The 16,265-nt window shown below is 73.5% G+C and carries 17 protein-coding genes; 4 read left to right on the top strand and 13 right to left on the bottom strand.

The features are described 5' to 3' along the window. Positions 1-2 precede the first annotated feature (2 nt). Positions 3-707: a LysR family substrate-binding domain-containing protein gene (locus tag BLT72_RS21380; RefSeq protein WP_091416033.1), complete on the bottom strand. Its 705-nt coding sequence runs from the start codon at positions 705-707 to the stop codon at positions 3-5. 69 nt (positions 708-776) lie between these two features. On the opposite strand from BLT72_RS21380, the gene BLT72_RS21375 reads away from it, so the two are divergent. Continuing rightward, entirely contained in the window at positions 777-1,139 is a 363-nt protein-coding gene (locus tag BLT72_RS21375) for a DUF5997 family protein (RefSeq protein ID WP_091416030.1), read from the top strand. 21 nt (positions 1,140-1,160) lie between these two features. On the opposite strand, the gene gnd is transcribed toward BLT72_RS21375, so the two are convergent. Beyond that, positions 1,161-2,258 (bottom strand): phosphogluconate dehydrogenase (NAD(+)-dependent, decarboxylating), encoded by a 1,098-nt coding sequence (gene gnd, locus BLT72_RS21370; RefSeq protein ID WP_091416027.1) that lies wholly within the window; start codon positions 2,256-2,258, stop codon positions 1,161-1,163. A 141-nt stretch (positions 2,259-2,399) separates the two neighbouring features. Between gnd and BLT72_RS21365 the strand changes: the two genes are divergently transcribed. Genes BLT72_RS21365 through BLT72_RS21355 form a run of 3 tightly spaced genes read left to right on the top strand, consistent with a single transcriptional unit; the run spans position 2,400 to position 5,614 of the window. After that, positions 2,400-3,425 carry an L-idonate 5-dehydrogenase gene (locus BLT72_RS21365; RefSeq protein WP_091416023.1) on the top strand — a complete coding sequence of 342 codons (1,026 nt, stop codon included), beginning with the start codon at positions 2,400-2,402 and terminating at the stop codon, positions 3,423-3,425. 34 nt (positions 3,426-3,459) lie between these two features. After that, a complete protein-coding gene (manD, locus tag BLT72_RS21360; RefSeq protein ID WP_091416020.1) occupies positions 3,460-4,671 on the top strand; it encodes a D-mannonate dehydratase ManD in 1,212 nt (403 codons plus the stop codon). Then, positions 4,661-5,614 carry a PfkB family carbohydrate kinase gene (locus tag BLT72_RS21355; RefSeq protein ID WP_091416017.1) on the top strand — a complete coding sequence of 318 codons (954 nt, stop codon included), beginning with the start codon at positions 4,661-4,663 and terminating at the stop codon, positions 5,612-5,614. The genes manD and BLT72_RS21355 overlap by 11 nt, the downstream gene beginning before the upstream one ends. 53 nt (positions 5,615-5,667) lie before the next feature. Here the strand turns inward: BLT72_RS21355 and BLT72_RS21350 are convergent, their stop codons facing one another. From BLT72_RS21350 to BLT72_RS21300, 11 genes are all read right to left on the bottom strand, one after another. Further along, positions 5,668-5,904, bottom strand: coding sequence for a hypothetical protein (locus tag BLT72_RS21350; RefSeq protein ID WP_197677135.1), 237 nt, complete (start codon positions 5,902-5,904; stop codon positions 5,668-5,670). Then, the gene (locus BLT72_RS21345) at positions 5,901-7,334 is read right to left on the bottom strand and encodes a glycosyltransferase family 2 protein (protein WP_197677134.1); all 1,434 of its coding nucleotides are present in this window, start codon (positions 7,332-7,334) and stop codon (positions 5,901-5,903) included. Before BLT72_RS21345 ends, BLT72_RS21350 begins: the two co-directional genes overlap by 4 nt. A gap of 121 nt (positions 7,335-7,455) precedes the next feature. Further along, entirely contained in the window at positions 7,456-9,276 is a 1,821-nt protein-coding gene (locus tag BLT72_RS21340; RefSeq protein WP_091416012.1) for a potassium channel family protein, read from the bottom strand. 13 nt (positions 9,277-9,289) lie between these two features. Further along, complete coding sequence (locus tag BLT72_RS21335; protein ID WP_091416009.1) at positions 9,290-9,676, bottom strand: DUF6394 family protein; 387 nt, start codon at positions 9,674-9,676, stop codon at positions 9,290-9,292. 149 nt (positions 9,677-9,825) lie between these two features. After that, a complete protein-coding gene (locus BLT72_RS21330) occupies positions 9,826-10,779 on the bottom strand; it encodes a polysaccharide deacetylase family protein (RefSeq protein ID WP_091416006.1) in 954 nt (317 codons plus the stop codon). 315 nt (positions 10,780-11,094) lie between these two features. Continuing rightward, positions 11,095-11,478 (bottom strand): VOC family protein, encoded by a 384-nt coding sequence (locus BLT72_RS21325; protein WP_091418090.1) that lies wholly within the window; start codon positions 11,476-11,478, stop codon positions 11,095-11,097. 114 nt (positions 11,479-11,592) lie between these two features. After that, positions 11,593-12,549: a heme-binding protein gene (locus BLT72_RS21320; RefSeq protein WP_091416003.1), complete on the bottom strand. Its 957-nt coding sequence runs from the start codon at positions 12,547-12,549 to the stop codon at positions 11,593-11,595. 36 nt (positions 12,550-12,585) lie between these two features. Next, positions 12,586-13,620, bottom strand: coding sequence for a sugar phosphate isomerase/epimerase family protein (locus tag BLT72_RS21315; RefSeq protein WP_231930217.1), 1,035 nt, complete (start codon positions 13,618-13,620; stop codon positions 12,586-12,588). After that, entirely contained in the window at positions 13,614-14,525 is a 912-nt protein-coding gene (gene iolE, locus BLT72_RS21310; protein ID WP_091416000.1) for a myo-inosose-2 dehydratase, read from the bottom strand. The genes BLT72_RS21315 and iolE overlap by 7 nt, the downstream gene beginning before the upstream one ends. 58 nt (positions 14,526-14,583) lie before the next feature. Continuing rightward, positions 14,584-15,162 carry a hypothetical protein gene (locus BLT72_RS21305; protein WP_197677132.1) on the bottom strand — a complete coding sequence of 193 codons (579 nt, stop codon included), beginning with the start codon at positions 15,160-15,162 and terminating at the stop codon, positions 14,584-14,586. Continuing rightward, complete coding sequence (locus tag BLT72_RS21300) at positions 15,159-16,232, bottom strand: ferritin-like domain-containing protein (RefSeq protein ID WP_091415996.1); 1,074 nt, start codon at positions 16,230-16,232, stop codon at positions 15,159-15,161. The genes BLT72_RS21305 and BLT72_RS21300 overlap by 4 nt, the downstream gene beginning before the upstream one ends. Between the last annotated feature and the right edge of the window lie 33 nt (positions 16,233-16,265).

Genomic DNA, 16,265 nt, shown 5'->3' with positions numbered 1-16,265 from the left:
GGTCAGCGGCCGCGGCCGCGGCCGGGTCGGCGGGCGCCGCGGGTCCGCCCGGGCGCCGACTCCGACCGGGCCGCCGTCCGCGGCTTCGGCGGCTTCGTGACCGGTGGCTTCTTCTCCGGCGCGGCGGCGGAGGCCTGCGACGACCGTGAGCTGTTGGCGGTCCGGCCGCGGACGATGCCGACGAACTCCTCGATCATCTCGTGCGGGTTCTCGCGCAGCCAGGCGAGCCCGATCTGGGTGGGGGCGGCGTCGGTGACCGGCCGGTGCACCAGGTCCTTGCGGCTCGCGGCGCGGGCGACGGCCTGCGGCAGGTAGACGACGCCGGCCCCGCCGGCCACCAGGTCGAGCGCCTCGTCGCCCGCGAACCCCTCCAGCACGTCCTCGTCGGCCAGGTCGGCGAGGGTGACGGCGTCGAAGACGGCGACGGGGTGGTCCTTCGGCGCCACGACGACGCGTTGCTCGGTCCACAGCGGGATGAGGTGCAGCCCCGGGTCCTCCAGCGGCAGCCGGACGAAGCAGAGGTCGACGACCTCCCCGGTCAGCGCCGCGTGCTGGTCGGCCTCGTCGACGGCGACGACGTCGAGCCCGAGGCGCGGGAACCGCTCGGCCCAGATCCGCCGCCACTTCGACACCGTCACGCCGGGCACGTGACCGACCCGCAGCGTGGGGACGGCGCGGGGTCCGTCGTCGGCGGGGGAGGGGCTCACCCTGGCAGGCTAGTCCGGACCGCGCGCGGGCGTTCGGGGCGTCGGGCCGGGCCTCGCTAGCCTGGGACGGTGAGCCAGACCCTGAAGCCCCTCACCGCAGCCCAGAAGCTCGGTGTCCACCTGCCCGCCACGCCCGAGGAGTTCCAGCGCGCGGAACTGACCCGCAACGAGGTGGAGCAGCTGAAGGCCGACCCGCCGCCGTGGCTGGTCGAGCTGCGCCGCAACGGCCCGTTCCCGCGCGACGTCGTGGCCCAGAAGCTGGGCATCTCCCGCGCCGGCCTGGCCCGCAACGGGATCACCGAGAGCCTCGACGCCGAGCAGATCGGCGTCCTGCTGGCCGACCCGCCGCCGTGGCTGCTCAAGGAGCGCCGCACCTACGCCGCGACGATCGAGGAGCACGAGCGGGCCAAGGACCACCGGCTGCACCGCTGAGCGGCGCGGCCGGCGCTCCCCTCAGCTGGGCGCGGTCTCCTCGCCGCCCGTGGTGTGGGTGCCGCCGACCTGGTCGGCCTTCTCCCCACCGGCCTCGAGCGAGCTGCCGGCGGGCAGCTCGTGGTGGCCGCCGAACTGCTGGCGCATGGCGGAGAGCACCTGGTTGGCGAACTTGTCCTCGTCGCGGGAGGCGAACCGCTCGAACAGTGACGCCGCCAGCACCGGGACCGGGACGCCGACGTCGATGGCCGCCTTGACCGTCCAGCGGCCCTCGCCGGAGTCCGAGACGCGGCCGGCCAGGCCGTCCAGCGTCGGGTTGGCCGCCAGGGCCGCGGCGGTCAGGTCCAGCAGCCAGGACGAGATGACCGACCCGCGGCGCCACAGCTCGGTGACCTTCGCCGTGTCGATGTCGAACTGGTAGTACTCGGGTTCCTCCAGCGGCGCGATCTCCGCGGAGTGCTCGCCGGCCTTGATGCCCGCGTCGGCGTTGTGCAGGATGTTGAGGCCCTCGGCGAAGGCGGCCATGATGCCGTACTCGATGCCGTTGTGGACCATCTTGACGAAGTGCCCGGCGCCGGAGGGGCCGCAGTGCAGGTAGCCCTGCTCCTCCGCGCCCAGCTCGCCGGTCCGGCCCGGGGTGCGCTCGATCTCGCCGGGCCCGGGGGCGATGGTCTTGAGGATCGGGTCGATGAGGCCGACCGCCTCCTCGTCGCCGCCGACCATCAGGCAGTAGCCGCGCTCGAGGCCGAAGACGCCGCCGCTGGTGCCGATGTCGACGTAGTGGATGCCCTGCTCGCGCAGCGCCTTGGCCCGCCGGACGTCGTCGTGGTAGTTCGAGTTGCCGCCGTCGATGATGACGTCGCCCTCGTCGAGCAGGGGGGCGAGCTTCTCGACCGTCTGGCCGGTGATGCCGGCCGGGATCATCACCCAGGCGACGCGGGGCTGCTCCAGCTTGGCCACGAACTCCTCGAGGGTGGGGGCGCCGACGGCCCCCTCCTTCTCCAGGGCGGCGATCGAGTCGGCGCTCACGTCGTAGACCACGCACTCGTGGCCGTCCCGCATCAGGCGCCGGACGATGTTGGCGCCCATCCGCCCCAGACCGATCATTCCGAGCTGCACGCCAGGCTCCCCTCGTCGAAGGGTCCGAACATAACAGGGCTGACCGGGGCGGGTCGGAGGCGGTGGAGGCGTCCGGGACCCCGCCGGTGGCCGGGTCGGCGCGACGTGATCGGCTGGGGCAGGACCAGACCAGGAGCGGCGATGCGGGCAGTGGTGGTGCACGGCGCGGGTGACCTGCGCGTCGAGGAGCGGCCGGAGCCCGTCGCCGGTCCCGGCGAGGTGGTCCTCGACCTCGAGTGGGGCGGCATCTGCGGCTCCGACCTCTCCTACTACCGGCACGGCGCGACCGGGACGGCCGTGGTCCGCGCGCCGCTGGTGCTCGGCCACGAGGTGGCCGGTCGGGTCCGGTCCCTCGGCCCTGGCGTCACCGGGGTCGAGGTCGGCCTCCCCGTGACCGTGCACCCGGCGACCCCGGTCGGCGACCTGGCGCTGCCCGACCGGATCGCCGGCCGGACCAACCTCCACCGGGAGGTCCGCTACCTCGGCTCCGCCGCGCTGCTGCCCCACACCGACGGTGCGTTCGCCGAGCAGAAGACCGTCCGGGTCGACCAGCTGCGACCGCTGCCCGCGGGCGTCGACACGCTGCACGGAGCGCTGGCCGAGCCGCTGGGGGTGGCGATGCACGCCGTCCGCCGGGCGGGGGAGGTGCGCGGGCGGGACGTCCTGGTGAACGGGGCCGGACCCATCGGCGCCCTCGTCGTGGCCGCGCTCCGGTTCGCCGGGGCCCGGACCGTGACCGCCGCCGACGTCAGCCCGGCCGCCCTCGGCATCGCCCGCGCCCTGGGGGCCGACGTCTGCGTCGACGTCGGGGCCGGGGAGGACCTGCCGGGCGACGTCGAGCTGGTGATCGAAGCCTCCGGGTCCCCTGGCGCCCTGGGTGCGGTGCTGCACGCCGTCGCGCGGGGCGGGACGCTGGTCCAGGTCGGCAACCTGCCCGGCGCGCCGACGCCGGCCGCGCTCGGCGACCTGGTCACCCGCGAGATCACCTGGGTGGGCAGCTATCGCTTCGTCGACGAGATCAGCGACGCGGTGGCGGCCCTGGCGGCAGGCCTGGACGTGTCCCCGCTGATCACCCACCGGTTCCCGCTCGCCGACGCCGCCGAGGCCCTGCGGGTCGCCGCCGACCGCAGCACCGGCAGCAGCAAGGTGATGCTCCAGCTCGCCTGACCCCGCCCGCCGTCCCCGACCGAGAGGAAGCTCCGTGCGCATCACCGAGGCCCGCGTCGTCGTTTGCTCCCCGGGCCGCAACTACGTCACCCTGGTGGTCGAGACCGAGGACGGCCTGACCGGGGTGGGCGACGCGACCCTGAACGGCCGCGAGCTGGCCGTCGCCGCGTACCTCCGCGACCACGTCTGCCCCCTGCTGGTCGGCCGGGACGCCCGGCGGATCGAGGACACCTGGCAGTACCTCTACCGGGGCGCCTACTGGCGGCGGGGCCCGGTGACCATGACGTCCATCGCCGCCGTCGACGTCGCGCTGTGGGACCTGCTCGGCCAGGCCGCCGGGATGCCGGTCCACCAGCTGCTCGGCGGCGCAGCCCGGGACGGCGTCATGGTCTACGGCCACGCCAGCGGCGCCACGCTCGCGGACCTCGCGGCCGACGTCGAGGCGCACCTCGCGCAGGGGTACCGCGCCGTCCGGGTGCAGGCGGCCGTCCCGGGCATCGACGCGACCTACGGCGTGCCGCCCGCCGACGGGCTGATGTACGAGCCGGCGTCGGGGGAGCGGCCGCAGGAGGACGTCTGGGAGACGACGTCCTACCTGGACTTCGCGCCCGCGCTGCTGGCCCACGTCCGCGAGGAGTTCGGGTTCGGCGTGCACCTCCTGCACGACGTGCACCACCGGCTGACCCCGATCGAGGCGGGCCGGCTGGGGAGGGCGCTGGAGCCCTACCGGCCGTTCTGGATCGAGGACCCGACGCCGGCGGAGGACCAGGCCGCCTTCCGGCTGATCCGGAGCCACACGACGACGCCGCTGGCCGTCGGCGAGGTGTTCAACTCGATCTGGGACTGCCAGCAGCTGATCACCGAGCGGCTGATCGACTACATCCGGACGTCGGTGTCCCATGCCGGCGGGATCACCCACCTGCGGCGGATCTTCGCCCTCGCCGACCTGTACGGGGTGCGGTCCGGCTCCCACGGCCCGGGCGACCTGTCGCCCGTGGCCATGGCCGCGGCGCTGCACGTCGACCTGAGCATCCCCAACTTCGGCATCCAGGAGTACATGGGCCACCGGTCGCCGGCCGAGGAGGTCTTCCAGACGTCGTACACCTTCGCGGACGGCTTCATGCACCCGGGCGAGGCCCCCGGACTGGGGGTCCGGTTCGACGAGGCGGCGGCCGCCCGGTACCCGTACGCGCCGAGGTACCTGCCGGTGAACCGGCGGCTGGACGGGTCCATGCATGACTGGTGAGGGGCAGGGGTCGTCGGCCCCGTACGACGTGGTCGTGCTCGGGGAGGTGCTGCTGGAGGTCGGGACCGAGCAGCCGTTCGGGCACGGGGTGCCGGCGCAGCTGCAGGTGTCCGGCGACGCGCTGAACGTGGCCGCCTCCGCCGCGGCGGCCGGGGCCCGGGTCGGGCTGGTCAGCGTGCTGACCGACGACGAGCTGGGCGACGCGATCCTGGCGCGGGTCGCCGCCCTCGGCGTGGGCACCGCGCTGCTGCGCCGCCGGCGCGGCCAGCAGGGCATGTACCTGGTGCACGGCGACCCCGAGGGCGAGCGGGAGTTCGCCTACGCGCGGTCGGGCTCCGTGGGGTCCTCGCTGGCGGTGGACGACCTCGACGCGGCGGTGCTGGCCGCGGCGGGTGCCGTGGTGACGAGCGGGATCACCTGCGCCATCTCGGCGTCGGCGGCCCGGGCCGTCCGGACGGCGGCCCAGCAGGCGTCCCGCTTCGTCTACGACCCGAACTTCCGGCCGCGGCTGGCGACGGCGCCGGAGGCGGCGGCGGTGCTGGCGGAGCTGGCGCCGTCCGCCGCGCTGGTGACGCCGTCGCACCCCGCGGAGACGTCGGCGCTGCTCGGCGTCGGCACCGCGCTCGAGGCCGGGCGGCGGCTGCGTGCGCTCGGGGCCGGCGCCGTCGCGGTGACCTGCGGCGCGCGGGGTGTGCAGCTGGTCGCGGAGGCGGGCGAGGTCTGGGTCGACGCCGTCCCCGCGCCCGCCGTGGTCGACCAGACGGGCGCCGGGGACGCCTTCGTCGGGACGCTGACCGCCCGGCTGGTGCTGGGCGACGACCTGGCCACCGCCACCCGGCTGGCCGTCGCCGCGTCGTCGCTGGTCGTCGGCGGGCGGGGCGGGACCGGGCTGGTGCCGACGCTCGCGCAGACCCGGGAGCACGCGGGCCTCAGCGCGCGGTGACCGGAGGCGTGCGGGCTCTCCGGCCCCGCCCTCGTCGTCCCGGCGACCGCCCGTCAGCGGCCCGCGCCGTCGTCCGGGTGGATGCTGCGCGTCTCACCCCGACGGTGACGTCCGCGTCTCCAGTCGCCCGGGTAGACCTTCGGCAGCATCTTGGCGACGGCCAGGGTGACGTACATGATCGTGTTCACGGCGACGAACGCGGCGAGGAACTGGAACGCGTGGGACCGCAGGACGTCCTGGGAGAAGAGGATCCCCAGCGGGACGAGCAGGCCCAGCCGCACCCCCGTCATGCCGGCGTCCCGGACGTGCTCGGTGCGGCGCTCTGCACGACGTGCTTCCAGCTGGCCTGGCGGCGGAACGCGATGTCGAGGACGCCCTTGACGAACACGGCGTTGAGGACGAGGGAGTACGCGAGCTCGGGGAACAGCGTGAGGGCGAGGACGCGGGCTCTCCAGCCGCCGCGCCAGACCGTGACGACCCGTTCCAGCATGAACAGGCCGCCGACGCCGACCCAGAACGGGAACCACACCCACTGGTCGAGGGCCAGCAGCATCACCAGGATCAGCAGGAGGTAGCCGACGAGGGCGATCACGCCGTACCCGATCCCCAGCTGCTGGGCCCAGTAGCGCATGACGGAGGGACGCAGCCCGTAGTCGCCGAGGTTCTCCACGGCGCCGCGCTGCCACCGCAGCCGCTGGGCCCACAGCGCAGCCCAGGTCTCCATCACCTCGGTCACCACCGTGCACTGCGACGGCGAGATCATCAGCCCGCCGAGCGACTTGATCGCCAGGGTGAGCTCGTTGTCCTCGGTGAGCACGAGGGTGTCGTAGACGTCCCCGGCGAGGCCGGGGATGGCGCGCCCGCGCTCGGCGGCCACGGTGCGCAGGGCGCGCGGCCGGAAGATGGACGCGGTCCCCGTCAGCACGAAGACGCGGCCCCGGCGACGGCTCACGTCCCGGGCGTAGCGGGTGTACTCGTTCCGCTGGAACTGCCCGATCAGCCCGGCGCCGTCCTCGCCGTAGAAGAGGCCGCCGACGGCCATCAGCGCCCGGTCGTCGGTGAGCCGTCGGACGGCGGCGGCGAGGAAGCCCTGGTCGAGGGTCGTGTCGGCGTCCATGATCATGACGGTGTCGTTGTCACCCTGCTCGGGCAGCACCACGGTCAGCACCTGGTTGAGCCCGCCGGCCTTCTTCTTCGTGTTGCCGACGGTCTCGATCACCTCCACCCCGGCGGCCCGGGCGATCGGCACCGTCTCGTCGCTGCAGTTGTCGGCCACGACGATGATCCGCTCGGGCGGGTGCGACTGGGAGCGCAGCGACGCGATCGTGGCGGCGATGCAGCCGGCCTCGTCGTGCGCGGGGATGAGCACGGTGATGGTCACCGGCCCGGCGTCGACCCCGCGCGTCTCGGCCATGACGAGCTTGGGGGCCAGCGGCATGCGCTGGGCGTCCTCGCTGCGCCGCGCCCGCGTGCTCACCCGCCGCTCGACCAGCGCCACCGCGGCGGCCAGCAGCAGGCCCAGTCCGGTCGCGCCGAGGATCACCACGGGTGAGGGGGCGGTGGTGTTGTAGAGCAGGTGCCAGAAGCCGACGGTGGTCGAGGTCGCCTCGTCGACGCGCGGGGTCCGGAAGACCACCGCCGCGGACACCCCGACCAGGACCGCGCCGAGGGCGGCGAGGCCCACCAGGAGCAGGCCGACGAACCGCTGGAACCTCTGCACAGGAAACGCCCCCTTCAGGCGACACCCCCCGGCAGTCGGGATTCTGCCACGTCGACCCCGTCGCGGGTCAGATCTTCGCCCGCGCCCTGGCTCGGCCCCGGGCCGCTGCTGGGTCCGAGTATCAGCGGTCGAGGGTGGAGGCCTGCTCGGGATCCGGCGCCTTCCGGGAGAGCTTGCGCCACACCCAGCTGGACGGGATGTGCCGGTCGAACAGCACGTAGGCGGCGCTGGAGTCGAGCACGAGCGTGCTCTCGAGCTCCCGGCGCTCGGAGCTGTGGCCGGCGAAGAGCAGCTGGTCGTCGGGCGCCAGGAGGGTGTCGTCGTCGGGGGTCAGGACGGCCTCGCCGTCGTGGAGCAGCAGCAGCGGGACGACCTCGAGCCGGCGGTCCCGGTCCTCCGGGCTCCGCAGCAGGTCGCCCAGGGCGATCCGACCGTCCGCCAGCCAGCCGCCGAGCGCGGGCGCCTGCTCGCCGTCCAGCCTGATCTTCCAGAGCGTGGGCAGCTGCCGGCCGCAGCTGTCCCGGAGCCGCGCGACGAGGTCGGCGGCCCAGGCGTCCCCGCGCGCGGGCAGCTCCTGGATGAGGCGCCAGAGCATCGGCGTGCTGAGCTGCGCGTACACCTCGTGGGCGACCATCTCGGTCGGCACCAGCAGGGCGTCCACCGCCATGGCCTTGAACAGGGCCGCGCTGGTGGGCTTGTTCTGGCGGGCGGCGAGGAACAGACGGGGGTTGGCGTGGCGGGCCGCGGCCAGCATCGACAGGTTCGTCGTGTCGTTGTCGGTGCCCGCGACCAGCCCGACGGCGCCCGGGAGGTCGGCCCGGGCCAGCACCGCGGGCTCGGAGGCGTCGCCGACGATGACCCCCGCCTCGGGGTCGCCCTGCTCGGCCGGTTCGATGACGCTGACCTCGAGGCCCGCCGCCCGCAGGTCGGCGGTGACCTCGCGCCCGAAGCGGCCGTACCCGCACACGACCCAGCGGCCGTCGGTCGGCGGGGAGCCCCGCTCGGGCAGGGCCGCCCCGGGACCTGCCTCCAGCCAGCTGAGCAGCTGGTAGGACGCCGGCGCGTTGAGGGCGAGCCGCAGGTGCTCGCCGAACCGGTCGAACGGGTTGACCACCACGGGGGTCCCGAAGGCGTGCATCCGCTCGGCGATGGGCGCGGAGACGGTGCGCGCGATGACGGGGAGGTCGGGGCGCAGCAGGGACGCGGTCATCGTGACGGCCAGGTTGACCTCGTCGTCGTTGGTGAGGGCCAGCACGCCGGCGCAGAAGGGGTGGTCCAGGCCGGCCGCCGCCAGGTGGTGCGGGTTGGCGGCGTCGGCCACCAGCCCGGGGATGTCCGCGTGGAAGGAGCCCAGCTCGAGCGCGTCGACCCGGTCGGACGCCTCGTCGACCACCACCAGCTGCTGCCCGAGCGCGTCGAAGGACGTGGCGAGCAGCTCGCCCGCCCGCCCGTAGCCCGCCAGCAGCAGGAACGGCTCGCGCAGCCGCGCCACCCGGCGGGTGAACCGCTGCAGCGCCAGCGCCTGCCGGAACGACCGGTCCTGGACCAGGGTCAGCAGCGAGCCGATCGCGTACGCCCAGCCGATCACCGAGAGGTAGATCGCGAAGGTGACCCAGAGCCGTTGGGCGGCGGTGAACGGCCACGGGAGCTCGCCGAAGCCGATGGTCGTCGCGGTGTAGCTCATGAAGTAGAACGACTCGAACAGGCTGAGGCGCGCCACCCGGCCGTCGGGGTCGACGCCGGGGATGAGGCTGAGACCGACGACGCTGATCGAGAAGATGACGATCAGCGTGATGAGCGGGGTGCGCATCCGCCGCATCACCAGGAAGATCGTGGAGGACGCCTGGCTGGAGGTGCCGATGTGCGCCCGGGCGGGGGCGCGCAGGACGGGGTCCCGGTTGGGGAACAGCTGGGACCAGAAGACCAGCAGCGGGTTGCTCACCGGGGGTCCGGTGTCAACCGCGGTGGAAGGTGACGGTCTCGACGACGAGCAGCACGACCGAGACCAGGTTGGCCAGCAGCGCGCCCCCGGACAGCGAGACCACGCTGGCCGTCGACTCCGCGGTGATGCCGGCCGCGGAGATCTCCGAGGCCCAGATCCACACCAGGCTGGCCGCGATCAGCTGCAGGTCGGCCACCAGGCTGGTCGCCAGGTGCACGGCCCCGATCTGGGTGCGGTCGCCGAACTTCAGCACGGTGGCGATCAGGCTGACCGCGAGCGCCGCGAACAGCTCGTAGACGCTGTGCAGCTCCGGGTTGCCGATGTCGCCCAGGAAGAAGCCGAAGTTGAGCGTCGCGGCGAGCAGCACGAAGAAGCCGAAGATGACCTTCTCGAGGTTCATGCCCCTCCTGCGGACGAACCGCCGTCCGGCAGTCGGGCGGCGGCTGCTGCGACTCTCTCACGCCCGGTCGGGTCTGGGGTGACCACGGCGGCACCGCCGTGCGCCGCGTCCGTCCCCGCCGGCCGGGACGGTCCCGGTGCCGGCCGCGATCAGGGGGAGAGGACCTGCGGGACGGTGCCGAAGGTGAAGCCCCGGTCCCGCAGGGTGTCGGTGATGCAGGGCAGGGCCTGGGCGTCGGCGGAGGCGGAGCCGACGTGGAACAAGATGATGTAGCCGTTGCCGCCGCTGCTCGCGGCGGCCATGGAGCCGACCACCCGGCTGCAGATCTTGGCGGCGGTCAACCCCTTCCAGCCGAGCGAGTCGACGCTCCACATCACGTTCGTGCCGAAGCGGTTGGCGCCGACGTCACGGAGGACACCGCGGTCGTGGTCGCCGTACGGGGGGCGGAAGTAGGGCCGGGTGGACGTGCCGGTCAGCCTGAGGACCAGGTTGTTGGTCCGCACCAGCTGCTCGGTCCGGCGCGCGGGGGTCAGCGCCGCCCGGCCGGTGGAGAAGCCCGTGAAGGAGCCGTGGTCCCACGTGTGGTTGACCAGGTGGTGGCCGTCGTCCGCGATCCGCCGGACGGTGGTGGGGTGGGCCTCGGCCCACCGGCCGGTCAGCCCGAAGCTGGCGGGGATCCCCTCGGCGGCCAGGAAGTCGAGGATCGCTCCGGTGTGACCCAGGTCGGACCCGGCGTCGAACGTGTAGGACACCATCCGGCGACTGGTCGGGCCCCGGCTCACCGTCCGGGCGGGGGTGCCCCGCAGGACCGTGTAGCGGGAGTGCACCCAGCCGGTCCGCCCCCCGTAGCTGGTCTTGAACCAGTCGCCGGTCGCGGCGGTCAGGGTCAGCACCGTGCGGTGGGGGATGCTCCTGACCGCCGGGCAGGTGGTGGCCGCGCAGGTGCGCAGGTTCAGCGTGCTGGTCGGGGTGTTCGTCCGCGCGGTCAACCGGCTGACCCCCACCGCCGCCGCCGGGGTGGGGTGGGTGACGCCGAGCGCGAGCCACAGCGCTCCCGCCACGAGCGCGACCCCGGCGGCGCTCCTGCCTCGTCCGAGCGTCATGCCTCACCTCGCGAGGACGCCCTCGTCCCCTGATCGCGGTCTACTCCTGCTCGGGCCCCGACGGGAAGGGGTCGCTCCGAAGCGTTACCGAAGGGGTGTCTGGACGATGCGTCCTCGTGACCCGGATCGGCGCCCGCGCGAGCTGCCGGCGGGCGGCTGCCCGGCGTTGCAGCAGACGACCGCCTCGCCGCTGGTCCGGGCGCTCTCTGGATCTCCAGCCCGGGGTGGACGGTCACGGCGCAGAAGGCCGTGAAGATGGCCGTGCCGCGGGCGATCGACCCCGGACGGACCCAGCTGTCGGCGCGTGGTGGGCTGTCAGCCCGGCGGTCGCTCGTCGAGGCACAGGACGTTGCCCTCGCTGTCGGTGAACCACGCGGCGCGCTGCCCGCCGAGGTCAGCGATGTCCCCGTCCCACGTCACGCCGGGCAGGTCGTAGTGCTCGAAGCTCACCCCGACCTGGCTCAGCTGGGCCACGGCCGCCGGGAGGTCCTCGACGTCCCACTGGGCGATCGTGTGCTTCCCGGTGCCGGCGTAGGAGGTCGCGTACACCTGGAACCAGGAACCCGACGGCGTCGGGAACCGGAGGCTCCACTCGTCCTCCGCGACAGGCGTGAGGCCGAGCTTGTCGACGTAGAACCGGCGTGCCCGCTGCAGGTCGGCCGCGGGCACGTTGGCGTGCACCTCACCGTGCGTCAGCATGACGACCACCTCCCCCTCGAGGTTCTGCCTGCCTCCCGACGTTACTCCTGCGCCACCGCCCTGGCCAGGGGCGATGGTGCTCACGACGCCTCGCCGGCCTCGCCGGCCGGGCGTTCAGAACGCGCGGATCAGCGTCCCCACGGTCACGTGCGGGTAGACCATCCCGCGGAAGCTCAGCAGGGCCACCTGCTGGTACTGCAGCTGCATCACCTCGTTGCCCCCGGGCAGCCGCACCCGCTCGACGGCGAACACGCACTCGAGGTCGGTGGCGTCGGCGTTGCGGGTGATGAAGGGGATGTTGCTCACGCCGCCACCGCCTGCGGTGTCCAGGATGAGCCGGGTGACGTGGGTCATCGTCTGGCCCCGGAGGGCGTCGCGGAGCATGGTGATCGGGTCGTCGACCAGGGCCTGGGTGATGGTCGACGGGAGCGGGTTGGTCCGGTACGGGGTGTCGACGCCGAGGTCGTAGGCGGCGTAGGGGTTCGGCGTCCCGGGCGGGGGCGGCGGGGCGCCGACGGCGTAGGGCACGGTGCTGAGCGACGGGATGTCGGGGATGCCGTCCAGGTCCGCGGTCTGGGCGAAGCCCACGGCGCAGACCGCGTTGCCGTGCGGGACCGTGGACAGCCGCGTGACGCTGCCGTCGGACCCGTCCGCCGCGGTCCCGGGGATGTTCATCCAGATGCCGGGTTCGATGTGCAGCGCACCGCCGGTGGCGGCGTCGGTGACCCGGTGGAGGTAGGTCACGCCGAAGAGGTTGACGTCCTCCTGCTGGCTGCCCCGGTTGGGCACCGGGGAGCCGATGGAGCTGAACTCGATCGTCTCCCGCAGCAGGTTGAGCTGCAGGAAGAACCCGTCGGCGTTGTCGGGGTCGAAGTCCGGCCGGGCGATGAGGCTGAAGCCGGTGCCCTCCCAGTAGCCGGGCAGCTCCGCCAGCGGCCCCAGGTTGACCGCCGTGGTGGCGTGGGAGGGGACGGCGCGGTACGAGCTGACCGTGTTCGTGTTGCGCGGGTGGTCCGCGCGCGGGGTCAGGGCGGTGCCGAGGTTGGTCTCGGCGGCGACATCGGTGCTCATCGTTCTCTTCTCCTGGGGGGGCGGTGGTCGGTGCGGTCAGCCGGCGAGGGGGGCGGCGGGCCGGTCGCCGAGCGCCACCAGCTCGGCGTGCAGACGCTCGACCGCCTCGCCCGCCACCGTGTACGCGTCGGGGACCCCGGCGACGGGTTCGTCCTGTCCGGGCACCCAGAACAGGGGCCGGGTCAGCCGGAAGGAGTTCACGAACGCCGGGATCGCGTTGAACACCTCGATCAGCAGGGGGCCGTCGTACACCGGCAGCAGCGGCTCCAGGAAACCGGCCCAGGGGATCCAGCTGTCGGCGAGCTGCCCGCGGTCCGGTGCGGAGACGTGGATCGTGCTGATCTGGCCCTGCGGCGCCAGCCGCGCGACCGCCCGGCGGAACGCCTCCGGACCCTCGCTCCCCAGCACCACGTGCGCTCCGTCGATGCACGCTCCGACGTTCGGGCTGTCGTAGCCCTCCAGGAAGTCGGCGACGTCGCCGACCAGGTTGCAGGCGGCCTGCTCCCAGTGGTCGACCGGCTCGATCCCGATCGTGACGCCCCGCTCCCCGGCGTAGTCGCCGAGCTGCTCGAGCACCTCGCGGGCCCACCCGTAGCGCGGCCGGGCCCAGGCCTGGAGCGCGTCGGACCAGAGCGGCTCCCCGGCGTCGGTGGTCGGGTAGACGTTGTACGGGAAGATCACCGGACCGGCCATCAGCGTGCCGCCGAGCGCGGCGGTGATGTCCACCCGGGAGCGCAGGTAGGCCGAGGCCGCGTCGCGCTGCTCACGGTAGGGCGAGGACGGGTCGAAGGTCCTGGTCACCGCGACGTTGGTGGAGAACCGCACGTCGCCCAGGCCCAGGTCGTCCAGCGCCCGCTTCAGCCCGACGTAGCCGGCCAGCTCGGCGTCGGGGTCGAGCGCCGCGGCCGGCGGCGGGACCGGCAGGTCGAAGCCGTCGTAGCCGAGCGCCGTCAGCTCCTTGACGTGCCGGGCGATCACCTCGGTGTAGCTGCGGTCGTCCGGGTGGAGGTCCGCGGTGAACATGAAGAAGCTGAAGAACACCTCCCGCGGCGTCGGGCTCCCGGTCACCACCCGAGCACCTCGCGCAGGTACGCGCGGGCCTTCAGCGCGTACTCGAGCGGGAGGGCCTTGGCCGGGTCCTGCTCGGCCTCCACCACCAACCAGCCCCGGTAGTCGCTGTCGGCCAGCGTCTGCAGGATCGGCACGAAGTCGATCACCCCGTCCCCGGGCACCGTGAACACGCCCGCCTCGACCGCCTCCTGGAAGGACAGGCCCTGCTCCCTGACCGTGGTGATCACGTCCGGCCGGACGTCCTTGAGGTGCACGTGCCCGACCCGGTCGGCGTAGGTCCGGGCCAGCGAGAGCGGGTCGTCGCCGGCGAAGACGGCGTGCCCGGTGTCCAGGCACAGGTGCACCAGCTCCGGGTTCGTGCCGGCCATCAGCCGGTCCGTCTCGTCCCGGGTCATCACCCCGGTGCCCATGTGGTGGTGGTAGGACATCCGGATGCCCTCGGCGTTCGCGATGCCGCCCAGCTCGTCCAGGCCGGCGCAGAGCGCCTCCCACTGCTGGTCGTCCCAGAGCGGCCGGTTGGCGAACACGGCGACGGGCAGCGGGTGGACGGCGCCGCCCAGCTCGGCGACCACCATGTCGGTGCCGCCCATAACCTTGATGAACTCCAGCGTCTCGCGGAAGCGCTGCACCGTCGTGGCCCGCATGTCGGCGCTCGTGAAGTAGGTGCTGGTCCACGGCTCCGACACGCTGAGGCCGCGCAGGGTCAGCGCGGCGCGGAGCACGGCCGGGTCGGTGGGGTACTTGTGCCCGACGCTGCAGCCCTCGAAGCCGGCCAGCGCCATCTCGCTGACGCACTGCTCGAAGGACACCCCGATGTCGATGCTGGGGAAGTCGTCGTTCCACCAGAGCGTCGGGGTGACCCCGAGCCGGATGTGCTGGCGGTCGAACGAGACGGGTGAGCTCACGGGGTCCTCCGGGACGACGTCGGTGGGGCGGGCAGCAGGCGGGGCTCGGGTGCGGTGGTCATCGGGGCGCGGGGATCCGGGGTGGCTGGCTCCACGACCCGAAGCCGGGCGGCTTGGCCCCGGGCGGGTTGGCGCCGATCGCCGGCCAGAGCAGGCCCTCGACGTAGGCGCCGGCCGACACCACGAAGGTCTCGTTCCGGGTCTGGAGCGGGTAGGCCTCGGTCCAGGTGCGGGGGAGCTCGTACCAGGTCCCGACGAACCACATCTTGGCCAGGTTGCGCGCGACCGGGCCGAGCCGGGCGTCGCCGAGGAGGTGGCGGCGCAGCAGGGCGCTGGTCCCCGCCTCACCGGCGGCGGCGCGGGCGAGCACGAGGTCGTACCGGTCCAGCAGGTCGTCGACCAGCGCGGGACCCACGACCCCGTCGACGGCGGCCAGGTAGGCCTCGGCCTGGCCGGTCCCGACCAGCTCGTAGCGGGTGAAGGCCGTCGCCTCGACGGAGAAGGCGAGGAACCGGTCGAGCCGGGTGGGCGCACCCGCGGCCGGCGTGGTCGGGCCCGCCGTGTCGCTCGTGCCGGCGCTGGTGCGGTCGTCGGCGGGGGCCGCGCCGGCGGCGGAGCGGTTGACGACGCTGGTCACGCGACCGCCTCCGCGACGCGGACCGGCATCTCGAAGGTGGGGGCGGCGTTCAGGCCGTGCTGCCCGGGGATCGGGTGGTGCATCAGCTGGGTCATCAGGTCCCGCAGCCGGAACATCCCGCTGACCGCCTCGGGGAACAGCGTGGGCTCGCCGGCGAAGGCCCGGGTGAGCAGGGCGAGGAAGTCGGCGTAGGACCGGTTGAACGCGACCGCCGCCTCGTGCAGCTCGGAGCCGGCCGGGTAGTCGGCCAGGTGGGCGTCGGTCTTGACCGGGTAGGCGGCGTCCCAGTCGACGAGGAGCTCCGGCCCGGTCGGGTGGCCGGCCTCGTCGCCGTCCTGGTAGTAGCGGCCCAGCACCAGCTGCTGGAACCGGTAGTAGTGGGCGAGCTCGTGCTCGGCGTCGTAGATCCGGCCGCCGAAGCCCTCGCCCTGTTCTGAGATCAGGTCGATCGCCGCCTTGGCCGAGGCGAGGTCGGTGACGCAGACGATCTCCCCGCCCCCGGAGTAGAAGTACTCAGGGGTGATCTGCTTCCCGGGATCGCCGCAGAACAGGGCCTCGCCGAGCTCGGCGTGCAGGTGCCGCAGGCCCGTCCAGATCTCGTGGTAGAACTCGCCGATGCTGTAGAACTGCATCTCCGGGGCGCCCGGCACCACGCCGAGCCGGTTGCGCTTGTGCGCACCTCGGTCGACCAGCCGCTTCTCCTCGCTCGGGGCCTGCCTCGGCCGCTCGATGCTGAGGAACGTCTCCAGCGCCGACTTGGAGAAGCGCTCGCGGTTGACCTCGAAGTCCTCCTCGCCGTCGGGCAGGTGCGCCGGGTAGTCGGCGACGAACCCGGGCGCGGTCAGGTCGGGCGTGCCGCCGACCGCGTTCAGCAGGTTCCCCGCCAGCGTCAGGTGCAGCATCTCCTCGACGGCGGTGACCCGCAGCACGTGGTAGGCGTCGGAGTTGGTGCCGGGCCGGATGGAGTAGAGCGCGGTGAGGTACGGCGGGATGGTGGCGTGCTCCAGCTGCATCGCCGCGTGCAGGTACTGGTGCAGCTGGTCGACGGTGGTGATCTTGGATGAGCGCACTTCGTCTTCTTCCGTTGCTGGTGGGGACAGGCC

Source organism: Friedmanniella luteola (assembly GCF_900105065.1).
Lineage (GTDB): Bacteria > Actinomycetota > Actinomycetes > Propionibacteriales > Propionibacteriaceae > Microlunatus > Microlunatus luteolus.
This window is presented reverse-complemented; position numbering and strand designations above follow the sequence as displayed.

Excerpts from the sequence above, each read along its gene's own strand:
- BLT72_RS21330 (WP_091416006.1), bottom strand. The coding sequence starts at position 10,779 with ATGACGCTCGGACGAGGCAGGAGCGCCGCCGGGGTCGCGCTCGTGGCG.
- BLT72_RS21350 (WP_197677135.1), bottom strand. The coding sequence starts at position 5,904 with ATGACGGGGGTGCGGCTGGGCCTGCTCGTCCCGCTGGGGATCCTCTTC.
- BLT72_RS21320 (WP_091416003.1), bottom strand. The coding sequence starts at position 12,549 with ATGAGCACCGATGTCGCCGCCGAGACCAACCTCGGCACCGCCCTGACC.
- BLT72_RS21325 (WP_091418090.1), bottom strand. The coding sequence starts at position 11,478 with ATGCTGACGCACGGTGAGGTGCACGCCAACGTGCCCGCGGCCGACCTG.
- BLT72_RS21365 (WP_091416023.1), top strand. The coding sequence starts at position 2,400 with ATGCGGGCAGTGGTGGTGCACGGCGCGGGTGACCTGCGCGTCGAGGAG.
- BLT72_RS21335 (WP_091416009.1), bottom strand. The coding sequence starts at position 9,676 with ATGAACCTCGAGAAGGTCATCTTCGGCTTCTTCGTGCTGCTCGCCGCG.
- BLT72_RS21355 (WP_091416017.1), top strand. The coding sequence starts at position 4,661 with ATGACTGGTGAGGGGCAGGGGTCGTCGGCCCCGTACGACGTGGTCGTG.